Source organism: Piscinibacter sp. XHJ-5, from assembly GCF_029855045.1.
In the GTDB taxonomy this organism is placed as follows: domain Bacteria; phylum Pseudomonadota; class Gammaproteobacteria; order Burkholderiales; family Burkholderiaceae_C; genus Albitalea.
Genome location: NZ_CP123228.1, coordinates 3430625 through 3447249, shown reverse-complemented (window position 1 = coordinate 3447249; position 16625 = coordinate 3430625). Strand labels below are relative to the sequence as shown.

At 66.8% G+C, this 16625-nt stretch carries 13 protein-coding genes; 3 read left to right on the top strand and 10 right to left on the bottom strand.

The genetic code is table 11. The features are described 5' to 3' along the window. The first annotated feature begins 44 nt into the window (after nt 1–44). Together P7V53_RS16260 and P7V53_RS16255 are read left to right on the top strand one after the other, a co-directional pair. Nucleotides 45–1331: a DUF4397 domain-containing protein gene (locus P7V53_RS16260; protein ID WP_280150436.1), complete on the top strand. Its 1287-nt coding sequence runs from the start codon at nt 45–47 to the stop codon at nt 1329–1331. Nucleotides 1332–1381: 50 nt separating this feature from the next. Beyond that, complete coding sequence (locus P7V53_RS16255; RefSeq protein ID WP_280150434.1) at nt 1382–2512, top strand: PA0069 family radical SAM protein; 1131 nt, start codon at nt 1382–1384, stop codon at nt 2510–2512. A gap of 42 nt (nt 2513–2554) precedes the next feature. On the opposite strand, the gene P7V53_RS16250 is transcribed toward P7V53_RS16255, so the two are convergent. The 8 genes from P7V53_RS16250 to P7V53_RS16215 all read right to left on the bottom strand — a co-directional run bounded on the left by P7V53_RS16250 (nt 2555) and on the right by P7V53_RS16215 (nt 12430). Then, complete coding sequence (locus P7V53_RS16250; RefSeq protein ID WP_280150433.1) at nt 2555–3463, bottom strand: cation diffusion facilitator family transporter; 909 nt, start codon at nt 3461–3463, stop codon at nt 2555–2557. A 37-nt stretch (nt 3464–3500) separates the two neighbouring features. Beyond that, the gene (locus P7V53_RS16245; RefSeq protein ID WP_280150432.1) at nt 3501–5129 is read right to left on the bottom strand and encodes a response regulator; all 1629 of its coding nucleotides are present in this window, start codon (nt 5127–5129) and stop codon (nt 3501–3503) included. Between the two features lie 68 nt (nt 5130–5197). Continuing rightward, nucleotides 5198–6352: a molecular chaperone DnaJ gene (dnaJ, locus tag P7V53_RS16240; protein WP_280150430.1), complete on the bottom strand. Its 1155-nt coding sequence runs from the start codon at nt 6350–6352 to the stop codon at nt 5198–5200. Nucleotides 6353–6461: 109 nt separating this feature from the next. Next, on the bottom strand, nt 6462–8417 hold the full coding sequence (gene dnaK, locus P7V53_RS16235) for a molecular chaperone DnaK (RefSeq protein ID WP_280150428.1): 1956 nt from the start codon (nt 8415–8417) through the stop codon (nt 6462–6464). 84 nt (nt 8418–8501) lie between these two features. Beyond that, on the bottom strand, nt 8502–9062 hold the full coding sequence (gene grpE / locus P7V53_RS16230) for a nucleotide exchange factor GrpE (RefSeq protein ID WP_280150426.1): 561 nt from the start codon (nt 9060–9062) through the stop codon (nt 8502–8504). 130 nt (nt 9063–9192) lie between these two features. Beyond that, nucleotides 9193–9594 carry a S4 domain-containing protein gene (locus P7V53_RS16225; RefSeq protein ID WP_280150425.1) on the bottom strand — a complete coding sequence of 134 codons (402 nt, stop codon included), beginning with the start codon at nt 9592–9594 and terminating at the stop codon, nt 9193–9195. A gap of 39 nt (nt 9595–9633) precedes the next feature. After that, entirely contained in the window at nt 9634–10731 is a 1098-nt protein-coding gene (hemH, locus tag P7V53_RS16220) for a ferrochelatase (RefSeq protein WP_280150424.1), read from the bottom strand. A 40-nt stretch (nt 10732–10771) separates the two neighbouring features. Further along, nucleotides 10772–12430: a GAF domain-containing hybrid sensor histidine kinase/response regulator gene (locus P7V53_RS16215; protein ID WP_280150423.1), complete on the bottom strand. Its 1659-nt coding sequence runs from the start codon at nt 12428–12430 to the stop codon at nt 10772–10774. A 72-nt stretch (nt 12431–12502) separates the two neighbouring features. On the opposite strand from P7V53_RS16215, the gene P7V53_RS16210 reads away from it, so the two are divergent. Then, nucleotides 12503–13198: an HAD family hydrolase gene (locus tag P7V53_RS16210; RefSeq protein ID WP_280150422.1), complete on the top strand. Its 696-nt coding sequence runs from the start codon at nt 12503–12505 to the stop codon at nt 13196–13198. A 7-nt stretch (nt 13199–13205) separates the two neighbouring features. Here P7V53_RS16210 and P7V53_RS16205 read toward each other — a convergent pair whose 3' ends face one another. Both P7V53_RS16205 and rpoD read right to left on the bottom strand, forming a co-directional pair. Next, nucleotides 13206–14150, bottom strand: coding sequence for an adenylate/guanylate cyclase domain-containing protein (locus P7V53_RS16205; protein ID WP_280150421.1), 945 nt, complete (start codon nt 14148–14150; stop codon nt 13206–13208). 91 nt (nt 14151–14241) lie between these two features. Then, nucleotides 14242–16482: an RNA polymerase sigma factor RpoD gene (gene rpoD / locus P7V53_RS16200; RefSeq protein ID WP_280150420.1), complete on the bottom strand. Its 2241-nt coding sequence runs from the start codon at nt 16480–16482 to the stop codon at nt 14242–14244. Between the last annotated feature and the right edge of the window lie 143 nt (nt 16483–16625).

Below are 16625 nucleotides of genomic sequence, written 5' to 3'. Positions count from 1 at the left end.
CGTGCCGGATCGGCCGGCGCCCACAGCAACGCGAGGAAACGATTGTGAAGCTCGGACTCCCACTGGCCCGGATCGCGGCCATGCTCTTGATGCCGCTGCTGCTGCACGCCTGCGGCGGCGGCGGTGACGACAGCGGCAATGCCGCGGTCAGGCTGGTCAACATCACTCAGGACTACGGCGCGCTCGACTTCTACGCCGACGACACCCGTCAGGCGGCCGCCCTCGCGGCCGGCACGGCCAGCGACTACGCGGCGCTCGCGGAAGGCAGCTACAGCTTCCGGCTGCGCCCGGCGGGCGGCTCGACCAACACATGGTCGCAGACCAGCTCGCTCAGCAAGGACACGTCGTACACCGTGGTGGCCTACAACACCGGCACATCTCTGGCCGCGGCCTGGCTCACCGACAGCCAGTCGGCCCCGACGTCTGGCTACGCGGCGCTGCGCGTGTTCAACACATCGAGCGACACCGGCAGCGTCGACGTCTATGTGACCGCGTCCGACACCCGGCTGTCCGACGTGTCGCCGACCGTCAGCGGTCTGGCCGGTGCCAACCTCGGCGGCTATGGCGAGATCGCGAATGGCACCTATCGGGTTCGCGTCACCGGTGCCGGCGACAAGACCGACCTGCGCCTGGACATTCCCGCCATCGCTCTGGCCGATCAGCAGATCGCCACGCTCGTTCTTCGTCCCGCAGCCGGTGGCGTGCTGGTGCACGGCTGGCTGCTCAACCAGAAGGGGACACTGAGCGCCTATCCGAACACCACCGCGCGCCTGCGTGTCGTCGCCTCCGTCAGCAGCAACGGCATCGTCTCGGCGACGACGAGCGATGCGACGTTGTCGGTGTCGCTGCAGTCGCCGTCGGTAGGTTCCTACGCCACCACCCCGGCAGCGCTGCCGGGGCTGACGGTCAAGGTCAACGGCACCGCGATCGACACGTCCGCGCTGGGCGTGGCGGCAGGCGCCGACGCGACGCTGCTGGTCTACGGCGATGCGACAGCGCCGCAATGGAAGCTGCTGAGCGACGACAACCGACCTGCGTCGACGAGCACCAACACGAAGCTGCGCCTGGTGCACGCTGTGCAGGGCCTGGACAGCACGCTGGGCTTCAACGTGGACTACGTGACGGTCGCCGAAAGCGTTGCCTATGGCAGTGCCTCCGACCCGAGCAGCGTGACGGCCGGCACGGCAATGCGCCTGGAGGTGACTTCGCCGGTGCGCGTGACGCCGCTGTACCAGGCGACCAGCGTCAGCCTGACCGCGCAGAAGGTGTACACCTTGTTCATGCTGGGGGACGCGACGACGCCCGTGCCTCTGCTTCGCAAGGACCGCTGAAGCGCGCTTGAAGCATTGCGTGCGTGCCGCATACTGTATATATTCACAGTATGCGGCACGCACGAACCATCAAGCTCGTTCCCGAAGGCCCCGGCCCTTTGCCCGCCCCGGTGAAGGGCCGCGGCACCTCGTGGGCGATCGAGCATCGCTTTTCGCAGCAGACCAGCGAATCTTTCGACGACGGTTGGGGCACGCTGGACCAGTCGGTGGAAGAGGAGCACCTCCCACCGGCCACGCAGATCATCGAGGAGAAGGTCAAGTCCATCCTGTCGAGCAACGACTCGCCGGACGTGCACTTCGACCTCTCGGTGAACCCGTACCGCGGCTGCGAGCACGGCTGCGTCTACTGCTTCGCGCGCCCGACGCACAGCTACCTCAACATGTCGCCCGGCCTTGACTTCGAGACCCGGATCATCGCCAAGGTCAATGCCGCCGAGAGGCTGCGCGAGGCCTTCGCGAGCCGCAGCTACCAGCCGCTGATGCTGAATCTCGGTTCGGCCACCGATGCCTACCAGCCCATCGAGCGCAAGCTGGGCATCACGCGTTCGGTGATCGAGGTGCTGGCCGAGTGCCGCCATCCGTTCTCGCTGGTGACCAAGTCGTCCGGCATCGAACGCGACCTGGACCTCGTCGCCCCGATGGCCGCCGACGGCCTGGTGGCGGTGTACCTGTCCATCACCTCGCTCGACCCGGGCCTGGCCCGCATCCTGGAGCCTCGCGCGGCGGCGCCGCACCGTCGCTTGCGCACCGTCGAAGCGCTCGCCAGGGCGGGCGTGCCGGTGGGTGTCAGCGTCTCGCCGGTGATCCCGTTCATCAACGAGCCCGAGCTCGAACGCATCCTCGAAGCGGCGAGGGCAGCGGGCGCCACGTCGGCCTTTTCCATCGTGCTGCGGCTGCCGTGGGAAGTGAACCCGATCTTCCAGCAGTGGTTGCAGGCGCACTTTCCCGAGCGTGCCGGGCGCGTGATGGCGCGCATCCGCGAGATGCGCGGCGGCAAGGACTACGACTCGCGCTTCGGCGCTCGCATGAAAGGCGAGGGCGTCTGGGCGCAGCTGCTGCACCAGCGCTTCACCAAGGCGGCGGCGCGGCTCGGGTTCAATCGCACTCGGGTGGAGCTCGATCTGACGCAGTTTCGACCGCCGGGACGGGCGGGTGCATCACCGCAAGGCGAGTTGTTCTGACGCGCCGCCCACCCGCTGGTGCAATGGCAGCCGCAACACGCGTCAATCGTGCAAGTCCGGCTCGAAGAAGATCCACCGCACCTGCGGAAACCTCTCCTTCAATCCCCGCTCGACGCGATTGACGGCTTCGATCAGCGCCGCGTCCGACGGCTGGCGCTTCATGCAAGCCTTGACGGCGACCATCACTTCGCTGCCCAGCTGCTGGGTCAGGAGGTTGTAGAGCTTGGCCACCTCGGGCTGCGACTCCAGATGCGTGCGCATCTCGCTCAGCATGCGCGGCTCGGCGCTCTGGCCCACGAGCAGTGCCTTCACTTCCACGCCGACGAGGATGGCCACGATCACCAGCAGCACGCCGATCGCGATGGAGCCCACTGCGTCCCACATCGGATTGCCGGTCACCATCGACAGCAGGATGAAGCCCAGCGCCAGCACCAGGCCACCGAGCGCGGCGAGGTCTTCGCCCAGGACGACCAGCAGCTCGCTCTGGCGCGAATGGCGGAACCACTGCCACAGGCTCTGCGCGCCGCGATCCTTGTTCACCTCGCGCAGGCAACCCCACAGCGACAGGCCTTCGGCCGCGACGCCGAACGCCAGGATGCCCACCGCCACCCAGGCGTATTTCACGGGCTCGCTGTCGTGAAGCTTGTGCACGCCCTCATAGATCGAGAACAAGCCGCCCATGCTGAAGAGCATGAGCGCCACGATGAAGCTCCAGAAATAGATCGCCTTGCCGAAGCCCAGCGGGTGGTCCGGCGTCGGCGCCCCCTTGGCTTCCTTCAGGCCCCACAGCAGCAGGGCTTGGTTGCCGCAGTCGGCGTACGAGTGAATCGCCTCGGCCAGCATGGACGACGACCCGGTGAAGATCGCCCCCAGCGTCTTTGCGACCGCAATCGCGAAGTTGGCGCCGAGCGCGAAGAGGATGGACCTGACGGAATCGGCTTGGGCAGACATGCGGCGATCGTAAGCGAGGCGCGATCGCGCCCGCCACTCAGCTGCGCAGGCGCAAGCCTCCCGCGGAGCGGCCGCCGTGCTTGCTGCCGATCAGGTGCGCGCCGCTGCTGCAGTAGCGCCGGGTCAGCTCGGCCGCCTGCGCCGAAAGCTGCGCCACGTCGGCGATCTTTTCCTGATGACGCTGCGCCACCAGGCCGGCCAGCTCGATGAGCTTGGCGTTGCGCGTCTGCCCGCCCTGGGCCAGCAACAGCTTGACGGCGTCCCCGGGCGCGCCATTCAGCGCGTGCCCCATGGCCTTCTCGGCCATCGCGGAGATCGCCGCGTGGCTGTCGCGGATGATGCCGGCCGAAGGCTCGGTCCCTTGCGCGGCAGCAATCAGCATTTCGGCGGATGCGCGCGAGACGCAGAAGCGCTGCGCGATGCGCGTCACCTGCGCCGGCATCTCGTCGAGCTGGATCTCCTGTGAATTCAGCCGCGCCCACAGCGCGATCACGTTGCACGCCGCCTCCATGTCCATCGCGGCGCTGTCGACGTCCTCGGTCAGTTCGCGCACGCAGCGCATCGCTTCTGCCACCCGCTTGTCGTGCATGTGGCGGATCGTCTCGATGACAGCATCGAAACGAGCCAGGCGCGGGCACTCGGGCGTGCGGTCGCGGCGCCGTCCCAGGTGGTCGTGCGTGCGCTGCAGCCCCTTGCCGTCCCGCGCGTCGAATTGCAGCAGCGCCAGCAGCACCAACGCATGGTCGTCGAACATCTTCGACGCAACGCCGATCACGCAGGCGCGGTCGAGTGCCTTCATCGCTTGTTCGGCCTGCCCCGCATAGAACGCCAGCGTGCCGGCGTGCAGCAGCCGGGTGACGCTGCCGGGGGTGAGCTCGGCCGCCTTCTGGTAGACCTCGAACGCCTGCTGCATCTCGCCCTGCTCGACCAGCACGCGTCCGAGCACGTCGTACGAATCGGCATGGCTGGGCATCTCGCCGATCAGCGCGTCAAGCGTGCGCCGCGCCGGGACGATCTGCCCGGAGGCGAGCTGCGTGCGGGCGATGCCGAGCTTGGCCCAGGGCAGGGCGCGTGCCTCCACCACGGCGGCGTAGAGCGCCTGCGCTTCGGCATGCTTGTCGAGGCGCAGGTACAGCTCGGCGCCGATCCGTGCGGCGTACAGCCAGTAGATCGCGCGCTTTTCGAAGCGCACCTGGCACAGCTGCGCCGCCGCGCCGAAGTCGCCGCGCTCGATGGCCTCGAAGACATGCCGCAGAACCCGCTTGCGCTGGCGCGCCTCGCGAATTCGCTCGCCCAGGCTGGTGGCGGTGTGCGGCTTGAGCAGGTAGCCGTCGAGCGCCGATTCGGCGGCCTCCGTCACCTTGGCGTAGGTGGCTTCGCCGGTGACCATGATGAAGACGGTCGAGAAGGGCAGCAGCTGCTCGCGACGCAGCTCGTCGAGCAGGTCCTGACCGGACATGTCGGTGCCGTCGAAGTGGTAGTCGCACAGCACCACGTCGAACTGGCGGTTTTCCAGCACGTTGCGCGCGTCCTTCACACGTCCCGTCTGGATGACCGTGCCCACGCCGAAGTCCCGCAGCTGGGCGGTGAGCACGCTGCGCGAGGTCGGATTGCCGTCGATGACGAGCGCGCGGCAATGGTGGATGTCGTGGTCGAGTCGGGACATGACGGCCTCGATATCGGCCGAATCCGCCACAGCTGAAATGAAAAACGGCACCCGCAGGTGCCGTCGCGTCACTTGAAGAGATCTTTGACCCGGTCCGACCAGCTCTTGGAATTCGGCGAGTGACGGTCGCCGCTCTTCTTGAACGACTCGTCCAGCTCGCGCAGCAGCTTGCGCTGATGCTCGGTGAGCTTGACGGGCGTCTCCACCGCGACGTGGCAATACAGGTCGCCGGGGTAGCTGGAGCGCACGCCCTTGATGCCCTTGCCGCGCAGGCGGAAGGTCTTGCCGTGCTGGGTTCCTTCGGGCAGGTCGATCTCCGCCGTACCGCCCAGTGTCGGCACCTCGATGCTGCCGCCGAGTGCCGCGCTGGTCAGCGAGATCGGCACGGTGCAGTGCAGGTCATCCCCATCGCGCTCGAATATCTCGTGCTGCTTGAGGCGGATCTCGATGTACAGGTCGCCCGGCGGGCCGCCGTTGGTCCCTGGCTCTCCGTTGCCGGCCGAGCGGATGCGCATGCCTTCGTTGATGCCGGCGGGAATCTTCACCTCCAGCGTCTTGTTGCGCTTGATCTTGCCTTGGCCGTGGCAGGTGGTGCAGGGCTCCGGGATGATCTTGCCGCTGCCATGGCAATGCGGGCAGGTCTGCTGGATGCTGAAGAAACCCTGGCGCAGGTGCACGGTGCCCGAGCCGTTGCAGGTGCTGCAGACCTTGGGCTGCGTGCCGGGCTTGGCGCCGCTGCCGTGGCAGGTTTCGCAGGTCTCCCAGCTCGGGATGCGGATCTGCGTCTCCTTGCCCTTGGCGGCTTCCTCGAGCGTGATCTCCATGGCGTAGCTGAGGTCGCTGCCGCGGTACACCTGCTGGCCGCCGCCTCGGCGTGCGCCGCCGCCTCCGCCGAAGATGTCGCCGAAGATGTCGCCGAAGGCCTCGGCGAATCCGCCGAAGCCCTCCGCGCCGGGTCCACCCGGACGGAAACCGGGGCCGCCCATGTTGGGGTCGACGCCGGCGTGGCCGTATTGGTCGTAGGCAGCGCGCTTCTGAGGGTCGGAGAGCATCTCGTAGGCCTCCTTGGCCTCCTTGAAATGCTCCTCGGCCTTCTTCGCCCCGTCACCTTGATTGCGGTCGGGGTGGTGCTTCATGGCCAGCTTGCGGTAGGCCTTCTTGATGTCGTCCTCGCTGGCGTTCTTGGCCACCCCCAGGACTTCGTAGTAATCGCGCTTTGCCATCAGTGCTTCCGATGTCGTTCAAACGAGAACGCCGCGTCGAGGCTTGGACGGCTGTCCTTGCTCCGAACGCGGCGAGGAGGGCCGGGAAGCATGCGCCTCCCGGCTCCCATTACTTGCGATCCTTGACTTCCTTGAACTCCGCGTCCACCACGTTCTCGTCTGCCGGTGCGGCCGCTGCCTTGGGGGACTCCCCCCCGCCCGGCTGGCCACCGCCCGCGGCACCGGCGGCCGCCTGGGCTGCCTGCGCTTCGGCATACACCTTCTCGCCCAGCGTCTGACTCGCGGCCACAAGGGCCTCGGTCTTGGACTCGATGGCTGCCTTGTCGTCGCCCTTGAGCGCTTCCTCGGCTTCCTTCAGTGCGGACTCGATCTTTTCCTTCTCGCCAGCATCGAGCTTGCTGCCGTGTTCGGCAAGGCTCTTTTTCACGCTGTGCACCATGGCTTCGCCGGCATTGCGGGCCTGGACCAGCTCGAGCTTCTTCTTGTCCTCAGCCGCGTTGAGTTCGGCGTCCTTGACCATCTTCTGGATCTCGGCTTCCGACAGGCCCGAGTTCGCCTTGATGGTGATCTTGTTCTCCTTGCCGGTGCCCTTGTCCTTGGCGTGCACGTGCAGGATGCCGTTGGCGTCGATGTCGAAGGTGACCTCGATCTGCGGCATGCCGCGCGGCGCCGGCGGGATGCCTTCCAGGTTGAACTCGCCCAGGCTCTTGTTGCCGGAGGCCATCTCGCGCTCGCCCTGGTAGACCTTGATTGTCACCGCCGGCTGGTTGTCGTCGGCGGTGGAGAAGGTCTGCGAGAACTTGGTCGGGATGGTCGTGTTCTTCTGGATCATCTTGGTCATCACGCCGCCGAGAGTCTCGATGCCCAGCGACAGCGGCGTCACGTCCAGCAGCAGCACGTCCTTTCGGTCGCCCGACAGCACCTGGCCCTGGATGGCAGCGCCCACGGCCACCGCTTCGTCCGGGTTGACGTCCTTGCGCGGCTCCTTGCCGAAGAACTCCTTGACCTTGTCCTGCACCTTCGGCATGCGCGTCTGGCCGCCGACGAGGATCACGTCGTCGATCTGGTTGACGCTGACGCCGGCGTCCTTGATGGCGGTGCGGCACGGCGCGATCGTGCGCTCGATGAGATCCTCGACCAGCGCTTCTAGCTTGGCGCGCGTGAGCTTGAGGTTGAGGTGCTTGGGACCCGACGCATCGGCTGTGATGTACGGCAGGTTGATGTCGGTCTGCGTGCTGTTCGACAGCTCGATCTTGGCCTTCTCGGCGGCTTCCTTCAGACGTTGCAGTGCGAGCACGTCCTTCGACAGGTCGACGCCCTGGTCCTTCTTGAACTCGCCGATGATGTAGTCGATGATGCGCTGGTCGAAGTCTTCACCACCCAGGAACGTGTCGCCATTGGTGGACAGCACCTCGAATTGCTTCTCGCCATCGACGTCGGCGATCTCGATGATCGAGATGTCGAAGGTTCCGCCGCCCAAGTCGTACACCGCAATCTTGCGATCGCCCTTGGTGTTCTTGTCCAGGCCGAAGGCCAACGCCGCTGCCGTCGGCTCGTTGATGATGCGCTTGACTTCGAGGCCCGCGATGCGGCCGGCGTCCTTGGTGGCCTGGCGCTGCGAGTCGTTGAAGTACGCAGGCACTGTGATCACGGCCTCGGTGACCGGCTCGCCGAGATAGTCTTCGGCGGTGCGCTTCATCTTGCGCAGCACCTCGGCGCTGACCTGCGGCGGCGCGAGCTTCTGGCCGCGCACTTCCACCCAGGCGTCGCCATTGTCGGCGGCGACGATCCTGTAGGGCATCAGGTCGATGTCCTTCTGCACTTCCTTCTCGGTGAACTTGCGGCCGATGAGGCGCTTGACGGCGTAGAGCGTGTTCTTGGGGTTGGTGACGGCCTGACGCTTGGCGGGTGCGCCGACGAGGATTTCGCCGTCCTCGAGGTAGGCGACGATCGACGGCGTGGTGCGCGCACCTTCGCTGTTCTCGATCACCTTGGTCGTATTGCCTTCCATGATGGCGACACACGAGTTCGTGGTGCCGAGGTCAATGCCGATGATCTTTGCCATGGGGTTCTCCTGACGCTGGAATTTGGTTGTCTTCGAGTTGTGGATAACTAACAGCTTTTCAAGGGTGATCCGTCTGTGGATCGTTCATTTCGGCGCGGCCACTGTGACCAGTGCCGGGCGCAGCACACGGTCAGCGATGAGGTAGCCCTTCTGGAGCACCGCCACGACGGTGTTCGCCTCCTGCTCCGCAGGGACCATGCTGATGGCCTGGTGCTGGTGAGGATCGAAGCGGGTGCCGGCGGCGGGGCTGATCTCGACCACCTTGTTGCGCTCCAGCGCCTGGCTCAGCTGGCGCAGCGTGGCATGCACACCCTGGAGCATCTGTTCGGGCGTCGCCGCCGGGATTGAGATGGCGGCTTCCAGGCTGTCCTTCACCGGCAGCAGGCTTTCGGCAAACGATTCGACTGCGAACTTGCGCGCCTTCGCAATCTCTTCTTCGGCGCGCCGGCGGGTGTTCTCCGACTCCGCCTTGGCGCGCAGGTAGGCGTCAGCCACCTCGGCGTGCTTGGCCTCGAGCTCGTTCAGCTTTTGCTGGGTGTCCGGCTGCGCCGCCGGGGCCGCAGCGGCAGCGGCCTGGGTGTCGCCCTGCGGCTGGCCTGCATCGGGGGTAATGGCGTTTTCTTGGGTGTTGTGGGCTGTCGTCATGTCGGTACTCGTTTCCACAGCCGCCGATGTGAGGTCGGGCGGACCGCGTTCAAGAAGACGGTTTCAAACTTTCACCGGCAAGCGGAGTGCGCATGCGGCGTGGAAGCTGGGCACGTTGCGAAAAAAGTCGCTATTGCGGCTTGGCCGTCGCGCTCCAGCGGTTCCACTCGGCCAGCTTGCGCCGGTCCCGCTTGGTGGGGCGACCCTGCCCGATGCTGTGCGATGGCTCGGCACCGAAGCGCCGCTCCTGGGCCAGCTTTTCGCGCTCCGCGACGCTTTCGGGTGTCTCTTCGTACAGCTGCTGCGCCACCGGCGCCGGCCCGCGCACTTCACTGAGGCCGCGCACGACCACGGTGCGCGTGACACCTTCGCGACGAAGCTCGACGCGGTCGGCGACATGCAGCGACCGTGCCGGCTTGGCCGGCTGCCCGTTGACCTGCACCCGGCCCTTGGCAATCTCGTCCACCGCGAGGCTGCGGGTCTTGTAGAAACGCGCAGCCCACAACCACTTGTCAAGTCGCACTTCGTCCATCGGTCTTCGATCGTAGTCCTGGTCTCGGGCCGCTCGCCATCAACGGCTCGCGCCCATGCTGGCGGCGCGGTCTCGCTGACGGGCGCGCTCGGCGGCGTCGTCATGCTCCGGCGGCCAGCCCTGCAGGTGGCGCATGGCGATCTCGCTGAGCGAGGCGATCCAGCGGTGCTGGTCGTTGAGGCAGGGGATGTAGTGGAATTCGCGCCCGCCGGCCCCGATGAAGGCCTGCCGCGCCTCCTGGTCGATTTCCTCCAGCGTCTCCAGGCAATCGGCGCTGAAACCCGGGCACATCACGTCGACGCGCCGCACGCCCTGGCGGGCCAGCGCGACCAGCGTGGGCTCGGTGTACGGCTGCAGCCATTCGGCCTTGCCGAACCGGCTCTGGAAGGTCACACGAACCTGCTCCGGCTTGAAGTCCAGACGCTCGGCGAGCAGGCGCGCGGTCTTCTGGCACTCGCAGTGGTACGGATCGCCGAGTCGCAGCGTACGCCGCGGCACGCCGTGGAAGCTGAGCACCAGCGTGTCGGGCCGGCCGTTCTTCTGGGCATGGTCCAGCACGCTCTGCGCCAGGGCATCGATGTAGCCCGGGTCGTCGTGGTAGCGGCTGACGAAGCGAAGCTCCGGCACCACGCGCTGCCGGCTGGTCCAAAGGTTGACGGCGTCGACGACGCTGGCCGTGGTGGTCCCCGAGTACTGCGGATAGAGCGGGATGACCAGCACACGCGTGACGCCGGCGGCTTTCAAATCGTCGAGAACGCTGCCCACGGAAGGCATGCCATAGCGCATGGCGTAGCGCACGCTGACACGATGGCCACGCTGGCCCATGTAGCCAAGCAGAAGCTTGGCCTGCTTCTCGGTCCACAGCTTCAACGGGGAGCCGTCGGCTGTCCAGATGCTGGCGTACTTGGCGGCCGACTTCGCGGGGCGCAGGCGCAGGATGACGCCATGCAGCACTGGCCACCACAGCAGCTTCGGGATCTCGACCACCCGCGGGTCGGCGAGGAACTCCGCCAGATACCGGCGCAGCGCCGAAGGGGTCGGCGCGTCGGGCGTGCCCAGGTTGCACAGCAGAACGGCGGTGTGCGGCGCCGAAGCGGGGGCACCGTGGACGTGTTCGGGTTCGGGTGCGAAACGCATTCGAGTGGGCGGGACGGCAGGCCGGCAGGGCGCGCGATTATCAGGCTTCGGGCGCGAGGCCCAGGCGGATGCGATCGAGGTCGCTCATGATCTTGGTGATGTTGATCGGCTTGGACCAGTAGCCCGCGAAGCCAGCCTGCGCGGCGCGCTCCACGTCGTCGGGCATCGCGTCGGCCGAGCACATGAACGCCGGCACCCCGTCGAGGCCGGGCAGCGTGCGCAGCACGCGCAGCAGCTCGAAACCGTCCATTCCCGGCAGGTGTGCATCGAGCACCAGCACGTCGGGCTGCCAGTCGCGCACCTGCTCGAGCGCATCGGTGCCGTTCTCGGCGACGCGCAGCTCGACACCTTCGCGCAGGCGGATGGCCTCCTCGAACAGGATGGCATTGATGCGGTTGTCCTCGACGTAGAGCAGCTTGAGGCATGGCGGCGCGGCGGTCGCGCAAGCGACTGTGCTCGCAGCCGCGGGCTCGCCGCTGAATGGCAGCTCCGTCTGGCGCGCGAGCGGCAGCTCCACGATGACCCGCGTGCCGACGCCGGCGATGCTCGCCACCTGAAGCGATCCCCCCATCGCCACCGCGAGGCTGCGCGCGATGATGAGGCCCAGACCCGTGCCTTCGATGGTGGACGTCTCGCGGCCGAGGCGGTCGAAGGGCTGGAACAGCCGATCGAGCTGCGCCGGCTTCAGGCCCGCGCCGGTGTCCTCGATGCTCAGGCGCACGCGCGACTCCGATTCGGCGCTTTCGACTGACCACCGCACGACCCCGGCCGGCCGATTGAACTTGACGGCATTCGAGCCGATGTTGACCAGCACCTGGCGCAGGCGCTGCTCATCGGCGCGTACCGCCACGCCGGCAGGCACGTGGTTGTCGAAGCACACGCCGCGCTCGTCCGCCGCCGGCCTCAGCAACTCGATGACGCGCGCGACCATGGAATCGAGCGGCACGTCGGTCGTGTCGAGCTCGATGCGGCCCTCCTCGACGCGCTGCAGGTCGAGCACATCGTTGGTGAGGGCCAGGAGCTGCTCGCCGGCGGACAGGACATGCTCGGCGTAGTCGCGCACCTCTTCCGCGGCCGGCATGTCGGCGCGGTTGAGCAGCAGTTGCGAGAAGCCGATCACCGCGTTGAGCGGCGTGCGCATCTCATGGCTCATGCGGGAGAGGAATTCGCTCTTCGCGAGGTTGGCGAGCTCGGTGGCCTTCTCGCGGCTGCCTTCGGCGCGCGCTTGCAGCAGCGCTGCAGCAATCAACGCCAGCTCGCGCAGTAGCGCCTGGCAGCCTGCGTCGAAGTCGCGCGGTGCATGGTCCATGCAGCAGACCGCGCCGACGCGCCGACCGTCTATGACGACGGGCGCGCCGGCGTAGGCTCGCAGATGCGGCGCGCCGGTGACCAGCGGACTGCGGACAAAGCGGCCGTCCAGCGCGGCGTCGCGCACGATCAGCACGTCGTTCGACAGGATGGTGTGGGTGCAGAACGAATCGCCGCGCGGCGTCTCGAGCAGGCTCAAGCCGACGGCCGCCTTGAACCATTGGCGCGTCGAGTCGACCAGGCTCAGCGCGCCGATCGGGCTCGCCGTGTGCGCACTGGCAAGGCGGGCGATGGCATCGAATCCCGCTTCGGCCGACGTGTCCAGGATGCGCAGCGCCTGTAGCGCCCGCATGCGGTCCGCTTCGTCGTCGGGCAGGGGAAAGGCATTCATTCGGGCGGGCGCGCAATCACGAAACTGTAGCGGACAATGTTCGGGTTCCCGCGCTCGCTTCCCGCCCTTCGAATGAGCTTTCACTCCGTTCGTGCCGTCACCCTGGACCTCGACGACACCCTGTGGCCAATCGCCCCGGCCATCGCGCGGGCCGAAGTCGTGCTGCACCGCTGGCTGACCGCAAACGCGCCTGCAACCGCGGCGCGCTTCGACATCGTTGCGTTGCGGGCCCGGCGGGACGAGGTGGCCCGCGCCCGGCCGGACATCGCCCACGACTTCAGCGCGGTTCGGCGCGAGAGCGTGCGTCTGGCGCTGATCGCCGCGGGTGACGACCCGAAGCTGGCTGAGGATGCCTTCGATGTCTTTTTCGCAGCCCGGCACGAGCTGGACTTCTATCCGGAAGTGGAAGAAGCGCTGCGCCGGCTCTCGGCTCGGTTCGCGCTGCTGGCGCTCAGCAACGGCAACGCCGACATCGCGCGGACGACGCTCGCGCCGTGGTTTCGAGGCGGTTTGAGCGCGCGCGAACTCGGCTTCGGCAAGCCGGATCCGCGCATCTTCCATGAAGCGTGCCGTCGTCTGGGGTGCGGGCCGCACGAGGTACTGCACGTGGGTGACGATCTGGCGCTGGACGCGCTGGGTGCGCATTCGGCCGGGCTGCACAGCTTCTGGCTGCGCCGGGAGCCTTTGCCGGACGCTGCCGCGCCCGTCCCGGATGGCGTGGCGACGGTCGCGTGCCTGCGAACACTCGCCGATCGACTGGGCTGCTAGATCGCGCTCAAAGGCCGTGCGGCCGCTGTGGCTGCGTATCGGCGAACTTCATCACCTCGAAGCGCACATGCGGCGCAGTGACGTCGGCGGGGGGCGACCCGAGGCCAATGACGCCGCTGCCGTGCAGCGTGCAGGTTCCGCGGCGCAGGCTCACGATCTCCGAGTCGCCAGAGAAGCGGACGTAGGTGCCGTTGTAGCTGAGGTCGGTCAGCTGGAAGGCGCCACCGTGCCAGTCGATGCGGGCGTGCGAACGCGACACGCGGGAGTCGTCGATGCAGTACGTGGCCTGCGGACTGCGGCCCAGCACCACGGGCAGGCTGTGCGGCGAATACACCCGGTTGAGATCGAGCCAGACCAGACGGATGCCTTCCGGCTCGGGCGCTCTCAGGATGTCGCCGTAGGCGGTGGCGGCGGTGTCGCCCCAGCGGTGCGCCTCGAGCAGATGGACATAGACAGGCTCCACCCGGCCTCGCAACTGCAGCCGGTCAAGGCTGCGGAAGCGGCCGCGGTCCACTGCGTCCAGCGCTTCGAGCACGGTGGAGGTGACCAGGGTTTCGTTGTCGCCTGCGTGGTCGAGCAGCCGCGCCGCCACATTGACCGCATCGCCGAAGTAGTCGCCGGCCATCTCGACGACCTCGCCGCCGGCCAGTCCGACCTGCAGCTTCAGCGCCGGCCGCGGTGGACTGTCCGCCGGCCGCGTCCCGATGCGCTCCAGCGAGTCGTGCATCTCGTCGGCGGCCTGAACCGCGGACGACGCTGTCGGGAACATCGCCATCAGTCCGTCGCCCAGCGTCTTGACGACCGTGCCGCCGCAGTTCTGCACGACCCGGGCGATCAGTGCCACGCTTTGCGTCACCACCGAAGTGGCTTCGGTGTTTCCGAGGGTCTCGTACAGCGCGGTGCTGCCGCGCAGATCGGCGAACAGGACGGTGCGCTGGATGGTCTGCGTCATGGGGCGTGAGTTTATCGCCGCGTGAAATAGGTCACAAAAAACGAGAAAGCCCGGCATGACCGGGCTTTTCGTTCATCTGGCTGCGCCTGGCCTACAGGTTGTCGAGATAGGTGCGCAGCTTGTCGGACCGGCTCGGGTGCTTGAGCTTGCGGATCGCCTTGGCTTCGATCTGGCGGATGCGCTCGCGTGTCACGTCGAACTGCTTGCCCACTTCCTCGAGCGTGTGGTCCGTGCTCATCTCGATGCCGAAGCGCATGCGCAGCACCTTGGCTTCGCGCGGCGTGAGGCTGTCGAGGATGTCCTTGACCACGTCGCGAAGGCCGGCCTGCATGGCCGCTTCGATCGGCGCAGTGTTGTTGGTGTCCTCGATGAAGTCGCCCAGATGCGAGTCGTCGTCGTCCCCGATGGGCGTTTCCATGGAGATCGGCTCCTTCGCGATCTTCATGATCTTGCGGATCTTGTCCTCGGGGATCTCCATCTTCTCGGCCAGCGTCGGCGCATCGGGCTCGAAGCCGAACTCCTGAAGATGCTGGCGCGAGATGCGGTTCATCTTGTTGATGGTCTCGATCATGTGCACCGGGATGCGGATGGTCCGCGCCTGGTCGGCGATCGAGCGGGTAATGGCCTGGCGGATCCACCAGGTCGCATACGTCGAGAACTTGTACCCGCGGCGGTATTCGAACTTGTCGACTGCCTTCATCAGGCCGATGTTGCCCTCCTGGATGAGGTCGAGGAACTGAAGGCCGCGGTTGGTGTACTTCTTCGCGATCGAGATCACCAGGCGCAAGTTGGCCTCGATCATCTCCTTCTTCGCATCGCGCGAGGCCTTCTCGCCTTCGTTCATGCGCTTGTTGATCTGCTTCAGGTCCTCGAGCGGCACGACGGCGCGCGCCTGCTGGTCGATCAGCTTCTTCTGCAGTTCCTGCACCGGTGGCAGGTTGCGCGCCAGCACGACGCTGTACGGCTTGCCCGCAGCGGCCTCCTTCTCGGCCCACTTCAGGTTCAGGATGTTGGGCGGGAAGTGCTTGATGAAGTAGTCCTGCGGCATGCCGCACTTGTCGACCAGGATCTTGCGCAGCTCGCGTTCGTAGCGGCGCACGTCGTCGACCTGCGAGCGCAGGATCGAGCACAGTTTCTCGATGGTCTTGACCGTGAAGCGGATCGTCATCAGCTCCGCGCTGATGGCCTGCTGGGCTTTGTTGTAGGCGGGCGATTGGTAGCCTTCCTTCTCGAAGGCCTTGCGCATCTTGTCGAAGTTGACGCGCAGGCTGTCGAACTTGGCGAGCGCGGCCGCCTTCAGTTCCTCGAGTTTCTTGGTCAGCGCCTTGCTGCCGCCCTGGCCGTCGTCGTCGTCCTCTTCGTCGAAGAAGTCGACGTCTTCCTCGGCGACGTAGTCATCGGCCTCATCTTCCGAGACGAAGCCGTCGACGACCTCCGAGATCTGCATCTCGCCAGCAGCAATCTTGTCGGCGTAGTTGAGGATCTCGGCGATGGTCGTCGGCGATGCGCTGATCGCCAGCATCATGGCCTGCAGGCCGCCTTCGATGCGCTTGGCGATTTCGATCTCGCCTTCACGCGTGAGCAGCTCCACGGTGCCCATCTCGCGCATGTACATGCGCACCGGGTCGGTCGTGCGGCCGAACTCGGAGTCGACGGTGGAGAGCGCCGCCTCGGCGGCTTCTTCCGCCTCCTCCTCGGTGGCCGTGGTCGTGCCGCCGCCGGCAATCAGCAGCGTGGCCGCGTCGGGCGCCTGCTCGTAGACCGCGATGCCCATGTCATTGAGCATCGACACGATGGCTTCCAGGATCTCGTTGTCGACCAGCTTTTCGGGCAGGTGGTCGTTGATCTCCTGATGCGTCAGGAAACCACGCGTCTTGCCCATCTTGATGAGGGTCTTGAGCTCCTGCCGGCGCTTGGCGACTTCCTCTTCGGTGAGCGCCGTCTCGTCCAGGCCGAACTCGCGCATCAGGGCGCGCTCCTTGGCGCGCGAGACCTTCATGCGCAAGGGCTTGGCCTTGGCAGCCTTGGCTTCGGCTTCGTCGGCCGCCTCGACGTCGGGTTCACCCTCGAGATCGGCCTCGAGGTCGGCGTCGGTGAAGTCTTCCTCGTCCGCTTCGGGCTTCTTCACCGCCTTCTCGTCGACCTTGCCCTTGCGGCCGCGCTTGGCCGCGTCTGCGGGGACGGGCTTGACGGCGGCCTTGGCGGCCGGCTTGGATGCCGCGGCGGCGGTCTTCTTCTTGTCTTCAGGCTCGGCCTTCGCGCCCTTCGCGGGTGCGGCCTTGGGCGCCGGCTTGGGTGCGGCCTTGGCGGGAGCGCTCTTCTTCGCGGTCATGCAATTCCTCGGATATGGATGGGCTTCACGGCCTCGGGCCTCGCTGTCGTTGCGCGGCGTGCCCGCACAAGGGCAGGTGGGAACGCCGCACGAAGCTGCAAGAGGCAAGGCTTGCGCCGGCTCGAACTCGCGCACCAATGACG